Annotated in this window: 1 protein-coding gene; it reads left to right on the forward strand. The window is 64.5% G+C overall.

From position 1 onward, the window contains the following. The first annotated feature begins 160 nt into the window (after window positions 1–160). Entirely contained in the window at window positions 161–481 is a 321-nt protein-coding gene (locus ABIB49_RS19240) for a DUF3846 domain-containing protein (protein WP_354157657.1), read from the forward strand. The last annotated feature ends 1,070 nt before the right edge of the window (window positions 482–1,551 follow it).

Here is a 1,551-nt window from a genome sequence, read left to right on the forward strand (position 1 = left end):
TGCTGGTGGGGATGCAATCATGGTGAAGTTTCCCTCCTGCCTTCAGCCTCTATTCTCGTTCAAGAAGCGGTCTCTAACGAGTCTGGCTGATAGGGAACCCCCCCAACAGGTGGGCGGCCCACGGGTCGCCCACCGCCCACACTTTTTCAGGAGACAAACCATGAGTACCTGCCAAGCCCTCATCATCCCCGCCGACCAGGCCCAGCCCGCCCGCCTCGAAACCATCGGCACGGACCTGGAGACCCTGCAAACTCTCGTGCACGGCAGCATCGAAGCCGTCAGCGGGAAAGACTGGCACTTTTACCTCAACGAGGAAGGCAAGATTCTGGGTCTGATGCCCAACGTCCGTGCCGCGTCCCTGGTGTGGGAACTGACCGGTGCCCTCACGGATGTTTACTGTGGTGATGTCGTGTTCCTGGGCCATGACGCCCAAGGCGAGGAAGCCGACCTTCCCGCCTACGTGATCGCCATCTGGGAATAGACCCGAATCGACCAGCCCACCAGCTAGCCACGAGGGGAGCGGGGCAGGGAGTACCCGCCCCGTCGAAAGCGCGGGCGGGCCACCGCCAACCGTTCCCGGCACCTGTGGTGGTCACCGGACGGCGGCCCGCCAATACCGAAAAGGTCGGCGGCATGATCAATAAGCCGTCGGACTCACCAGCAGCGGGTTGGCCGGCGACGGCGGAAGGCTTTGGCCGGGGATCCCGAGGGTCTGCGCTGGCGCTCCGACCTGGGAACGGACGTCCGCTGCGCTCCCGCCTGATGGGCCGGACGCGGACGTCGCAGAGCTCCGCCGACCCGGCCTGTTTGCTTTTGCCTTACATATGGCTGGGTTCTTCTCCGTACAAGGTCCCTGATCGTAGCCGGGCGGGGGCCCGAGCGTTCAACCCACGCAAGCGGGGAATCCCACGCGGTCGCTTCGCTCCCTTATTTCGCGGGATTTCCCGCTCACTCTTCGGGGTTGAGCGCCCACCCTCGACCGGCTGACCAGGTGGGGCCTCGCACGGCGGGGCAGGAAGGAGGTGGCTACATGAGCATCGATGAGCTCATCAAGCTCGCGACTTCGGTCGTCAGCTTGATCACAGCGATCATCGCTCTACTCTCCACGCGGAACGCGCTCTTAACGAGCAAACGCTCCCGAGCTGGAACTCGGAAGCGTAAGCGTAAAGCAAGGAAGGTGTAGCTACTCAGTTCCGGTGGTCGTGACCACAAGGGTTGCGGCCGCCGGGCTCCTTCTTACCCTCTCACCAACTCACAGAAAAGGAAACAGTCATGGAACCATTGACCATCATCAGCTTCGCGCTCTCCCTGCTGGCACTGGCAGCATCGATCACGACTTACCGCGCGGTCTCCAGGAACAGGCACCACCAAGACACCTAAACCCCGTCGGGCCGGCCCGCCACCTGGTGGGCCGGCTGGGTCGGCCTGGTGCAGGCTCGCGGGGCTCGCCCTGGTTTCCGCTGCGCTGCACCCAGAGAATGGCCGTCCGCTCCCGCTCCCGCCTGCTTGGGTCCAGGCCCGGGCGTCGCAGAGCTCCGCCGGTCCCGGCCC

This window comes from Arthrobacter sp. UYCu512, from assembly GCF_040547075.1.
In the GTDB taxonomy this organism is placed as follows: Bacteria; Actinomycetota; Actinomycetes; order Actinomycetales; family Micrococcaceae; genus Arthrobacter.

Excerpts from the sequence above, each read along its gene's own strand:
- ABIB49_RS19240 (WP_354157657.1), top strand. The coding sequence starts at position 161 with ATGAGTACCTGCCAAGCCCTCATCATCCCCGCCGACCAGGCCCAGCCC.